General features: G+C 53.9%; 3 tRNA genes and 3 rRNA genes. All 6 read right to left on the reverse strand.

The features are described 5' to 3' along the window. Positions 1-77 (reverse strand) — tRNA-Met (locus tag RH90_RS21730). 75 nt (positions 78-152) lie between these two features. Beyond that, positions 153-267: ribosomal RNA gene (gene rrf / locus RH90_RS21735) — 5S ribosomal RNA — on the reverse strand. A 185-nt stretch (positions 268-452) separates the two neighbouring features. After that, positions 453-3,248 (reverse strand): 23S ribosomal RNA (locus RH90_RS21740). A gap of 309 nt (positions 3,249-3,557) precedes the next feature. Continuing rightward, positions 3,558-3,633, reverse strand: a tRNA-Ala gene (locus tag RH90_RS21745). Between the two features lie 22 nt (positions 3,634-3,655). Beyond that, positions 3,656-3,732 (reverse strand) — tRNA-Ile (locus tag RH90_RS21750). Between the two features lie 222 nt (positions 3,733-3,954). Further along, positions 3,955-5,439, reverse strand: a 16S ribosomal RNA gene (locus RH90_RS21755). The 16S, 23S and 5S rRNA genes sit together here with 3 tRNA genes alongside, the layout of an rRNA operon. Between the last annotated feature and the right edge of the window lie 430 nt (positions 5,440-5,869).

Below are 5,869 nucleotides of genomic sequence, written 5' to 3' on the forward strand. Positions count from 1 at the left end.
TGGTTGCGGGGACAGGATTTGAACCTGTGACCTTCAGGTTATGAGCCTGACGAGCTACCGGGCTGCTCCACCCCGCGACAGGGATTTGGAATAGATGACATGTGATGGGTTCTCGTGAGGGACACGAACATTTTGTGTTCACCGGCTTCAATGCCTGGCGACGACCTACTCTTCCATCGCTTAAGCGATAGTACCATCGGCGCAGTCAGGTTTCACGGCCGAGTTCGGGATGGGATCGGGTGGGGCACTGACGCTATAGCCACCAAGCAATGGAGCCGGTGAACAGCAAAAAGTTCGGGTTCTCGAGGAGCCTGCCCTTGCGGACAGACTCCTAAAATCGGTGCACGTTTACGACATTCTGAAGATGGTAGTTGTTAATCAGGCGTTGCATTTGATCATCCGCCATCTGCGACACGTGCTGGTTACCCAGGATTGTCATTGATGGTGGGACTCTCAAGCGCGAATAGAGCAATTAGTATCGGTTAGCTCCATGGATTACTCCACTTCTACATCCGATCTATCAACGTCATGGTCTCTGACGGCTCTATGAAATCTTATCTCGAGGGAGGCTTCCCGCTTAGATGCTTTCAGCGGTTATCCCGTCCATACATAGCTACCCTGCTGCGCTCTTGGCAGAACGACAGGTACACCAGAGGTATGTTCAACCCGGTCCTCTCGTACTAGGGTCAACTCCTCTCAAATTTCGACGCCCACGGCAGATAGGGACCAAACTGTCTCGCGACGTTCTGAACCCAGCTCACGTACCACTTTAATTGGCGAACAGCCAAACCCTTGGGACCTGCTCCAGCCCCAGGATGTGATGAGCCGACATCGAGGTGCCAAACAACCCCGTCGATATGAGCTCTTGGGGGTTATCAGCCTGTTATCCCCGGCGTACCTTTTATCCGTTGAGCGATGGCCCTTCCACGAGGGACCACCGGATCACTATGACCGACTTTCGTCTCTGCTCGACTTGTCAGTCTCGCAGTCAGGCGGGCTTATGCCATTGCACTCTAACAGACGGTTTCCAACCGTCCTGAGCCCACCATTGCGCGCCTCCGTTACTCTTTAGGAGGCGACCGCCCCAGTCAAACTACCCGCCACAGAGGGTCCCTGATCCAGTTTCATGGATCGAGGTTAGACATCAGAAACAAACAGGGTGGTATTTCACCTATGGCTCCACGTCAGCTGGCGCCAACGCTTCAAAGCCTCCCACCTATGCTACACAGTTTCTTCCTAATGCCACTCTGAAGCTGCAGTAAAGGTGCACGGGGTCTTTCCGTCTAACCGCGGGAACCCCGCATCTTCACGGGGAATTCAATTTCGCTGAGCATGTCCTGGAGACAGTGGGGAAGTCGTTACGCCATTCGTGCAGGTCGGAACTTACCCGACAAGGAATTTCGCTACCTTAGGACCGTTATAGTTACGGCCGCCGTTTACCTGGGCTTCATTTCAGAGCTTGCACCCCTCCACTTAACCTTCAGGCACCGGGCAGGCGTCAGGCCCTATACGTCGTCTTGAAGCCGACTTAGCAGAGCCCTGTGTTTTTGCTAAACAGTCGCTACCCCCTGGCCTGTGCCCCCCAACAGAGCTTGCGCTGAGTTGGGGCCTCCTTCTTCCGAAGGTACGGAGGCAATTTGCCGAGTTCCTTCAGGACACTTCTCTCAAGCGCCTTGGTATACTCTACCTGACCACCTGTGTCGGTTTCGGGTACGGTCTATACGGTGGGGCTATTTCCTGGGACCTCTTCGAAGCCCGCCCAATCCAATAAGGGCGAACAACACACGAGATCCGTCACACACCACCAGGTCACGGAATATTAACCGTGTTCCCATCGACTACCCCCTTCGGGCTCGTCTTAGGGGCCGACTCACCCTGCGCGGATTAGCCTTGCGCAGGAACCCTTGGTCTTTCGGCGAAAGGGCATCTCACCCTTTTTATCGCTACTCATGTCTGCATTCGCACTTCCGATACCTCCACGACCCATTACCAGATCGCTTCACAGGCTTACGGAACGCTCCGCTACCGCGTACCATATAAATGGTACACCCTAAGCTTCGGTGCGTGTCTTGAGCCCCGTTACATCTTCGCCGCAGAACCTCTTATTTAGACCAGTGAGCTGTTACGCTTTCTTTAAAGGATGGCTGCTTCTAAGCCAACCTCCTGGTTGTTTTGGAAGTTCCACATGCTTTCCCACTTAGACACGACTTGGGGACCTTAGCTGTAGGTCAGGGCTGTTTCCCTTTTGACGACGGACCTTAGCACCCGCCGTCTGTCTCCCGGATATCACTCTTGGGTATTCGGAGTTTGGTTAGAGTTGGTAGGTCTCGCGACCCCCGCATCCATCCAGTGCTCTACCCCCCAAGGTGTCCATCCGAGGCACTACCTCAATAGTTTTCGCGGAGAACCAGCTATTTCCCGGCTTGATTGGCCTTTCACCCCTAAGCACAACTCATCCGGTAACTTTTCAACGTTAATCGGTTCGGACCTCCAGTGCGTGTTACCGCACCTTCATCCTGGTCATGCATAGATCGCCGGGTTTCGGGTCTAATACATCAAACTCTGGCGCCCTATTCAGACTCGCTTTCGCTGCGCCTACACCTAACGGCTTAAGCTTGCTTGATACATTAAGTCACAGACCCATTATGCAAGAGGTACGCTGTCAGGCCTCAAGGACCCTCCAACTGCTTGTAGGCAATCCGTTTCAGGTACTGTTTCACTCCCCTCATCGGGGTGCTTTTCACCTTTCCCTCACGGTACTAGTTCACTATCGGTCGCATACGAGTATTTAGGCTTAGAGGGTGGTCCCCCTATGTTCAGACAGGATTACACGTGTCCCGCCCTACTCAAGTCCGACAATTTCATTTTCGCATACGGGGCTGTCACCCGCTATGGCCGATCTTTCCAAATCGTTCTGCTAATTCACTTGTCGGCACTGGCCTGGTCCGCGTTCGCTCGCCACTACTAACGGAATCTCGGTTGATGTCTTTTCCTCCAGCTACTGAGATGTTTCAGTTCGCCGGGTTCGCCTCACGAAACCTATGTATTCAGTTAAGTGATACCTAACCCCATTTAGCGTCGCACCGAGTTGCCTCGATACGAAGTTAAACGGGATAGGTGGGTTTCCCCATTCGGAAATCGTGGGATCAAGGCCTGCTCACGGCTCCCCCACGCTTATCGCAGCGTGCCACGTCCTTCATCGCCTGTATGCGCCAAGGCATCCACGAATTGCCCTTACCTCACGCTTGAGAGTCCGCACCACCAATGACAATGCTGGGACTGATCATGACGATCAGACCAAAACTCGGCAGAGCAGCAAAGTCACAGTATCTTGGTGCGGATGATTAAAAATGCTCAGCCTGATTATTAAAGCGTGCGCAGTCTGGCCGTGCGATCGGAAAGGTGAACCTTCCAAACCTCAATGTCCAAACCGACACGCCGATATCACGGCATCGATTTTAAGAACCCATTCACAATGTCAAATAAGGGAGGCCGAAGCCTCCGTGTTCCGCCGAAGCGGAAGAGTTTTCTCTTCATCTCTAGGTTTTGGTGGCGAGTGGTGGAGCCTATCGGGATCGAACCGATGACCTGATGCTTGCAAAGCAACCGCTCTCCCAGCTGAGCTAAGGCCCCATACTCTTTTAAAGCGCGAAAGTGGTGGGCCTGGGTGGATTCGAACCACCGACCTCACCCTTATCAGGGGTGCGCTCTAACCAACTGAGCTACAGGCCCGCACCTGCTTCGCGCCGACCGTCGCAGCAACGCTGCGCCAGATGGCGCGCTTCGCAGCGCCGACCGAGCTTGTCCGACACGAACCGTAACAGCGATGCTGTCGGTCCGTGTGGACTACCTAGTGATGAAGGGACATGAGGACGGCGGCAATATGTTCTTTGGAATGGAGGAAGCTCTTCTTAAAGGGCGAACCCGATAAGCGCTTTCCGCCGATATCCTTAGAAAGGAGGTGATCCAGCCGCAGGTTCCCCTACGGCTACCTTGTTACGACTTCACCCCAGTCGCTGAACCCACCGTGGTCAGCTGCCTCCTTGCGGTTAGCGCACTGCCTTCGGGTGAATCCAACTCCCATGGTGTGACGGGCGGTGTGTACAAGGCCTGGGAACGTATTCACCGCGGCATGCTGATCCGCGATTACTAGCGATTCCGCCTTCATGCTCTCGAGTTGCAGAGAACAATCCGAACTGAGACGGCTTTTGGAGATTAGCTCACCCTTGCGGGATTGCTGCCCACTGTCACCGCCATTGTAGCACGTGTGTAGCCCAGCGCGTAAGGGCCATGAGGACTTGACGTCATCCCCACCTTCCTCCGGCTTATCACCGGCGGTTCCTTTAGAGTCCCCAACTGAATGATGGTAACTAAAGGCGAGGGTTGCGCTCGTTGCGGGACTTAACCCAACATCTCACGACACGAGCTGACGACAGCCATGCAGCACCTGTGTTCCAGTCCCCGAAGGGAAGAGATCGGTCTCCCGAAATCGTCCGGACATGTCAAACGCTGGTAAGGTTCTGCGCGTTGCTTCGAATTAAACCACATGCTCCACCGCTTGTGCAGGCCCCCGTCAATTCATTTGAGTTTTAACCTTGCGGCCGTACTCCCCAGGCGGATAACTTAATGCGTTAGCTGCGCCACCGAAGCTCTAAGAGCCCCGACAGCTAGTTATCATCGTTTACGGCGTGGACTACCAGGGTATCTAATCCTGTTTGCTCCCCACGCTTTCGCACCTCAGCGTCAATACCAGTCCAGTGAGCCGCCTTCGCCACTGGTGTTCTTCCGAATATCTACGAATTTCACCTCTACACTCGGAATTCCACTCACCTCTCCTGGATTCAAGCGATGCAGTCTAAAAGGCAGTTCTGGTGTTGAGCACCAGGCTTTCACCTCTTACTTACAAAGCCGCCTACGTGCGCTTTACGCCCAGTAATTCCGAATAACGCTAGCTCCCTCCGTATTACCGCGGCTGCTGGCACGGAGTTAGCCGGAGCTTATTCTCCCGGTACTGTCATTATCATCCCGGGTAAAAGAGCTTTACAACCCTAAGGCCTTCATCACTCACGCGGCATTGCTGGATCAGGCTTTCGCCCATTGTCCAATATTCCCCACTGCTGCCTCCCGTAGGAGTCTGGGCCGTGTCTCAGTCCCAGTGTGGCTGATCATCCTCTCAGACCAGCTAAGGATCGTCGCCTTGGTGCGCCTTTACCACACCAACTAGCTAATCCTACGCGGGCTCATCCCTAGGCGATAAATCTTTGGACTTACGTCATCATCCGGTATTAGCAGTCGTTTCCAACTGTTATTCCGAACCTAAGGGTAGATTCCCACGCGTTACGCACCCGTGCGCCACTAAGGCCGAAGCCTTCGTTCGACTTGCATGTGTTAGGCATGCCGCCAGCGTTCATTCTGAGCCATGATCAAACTCTCAAGTTTATGTCACAAAACCATCGCAGTGGAATTCCACGATAATCTCGTCCATCTCAAGGAGCCGCTCTGCACAATATCTTTCAGACGCCTTGCCCAGCCGAAGCCAAATAAAACGTCCATTACGTATGGATACGTGAAGGACATATGAGAACGACTTAGCTTTAACCGAATTACCAACGCCTTGAAAACGTTGGACCCGGAGCCGCCGCCCACATGTCCCTTCATCTAAACCGACAATGTCAAAGAGCGCAAAATACCGACGCTTAGGCCTGCCCTCTTTTTAGGAGAGCCCCTCAGCGCCGACAATTTGGTGACTGCAGAAGCGAACCGTGTGGTCCGTCGCTGCGGTGACACCCCTCTAGGCGGCACTCCTGATTCGGTCAAACCCTTTTTTGCACTTTTCTTTCAATCCCGCGTCAAACCCGCAGAAATCCTC

This window comes from Sphingomonas sp. PAMC 26605, assembly GCF_000241485.1.
In the GTDB taxonomy this organism is placed as follows: Bacteria; Pseudomonadota; Alphaproteobacteria; order Sphingomonadales; family Sphingomonadaceae; genus Sphingomonas.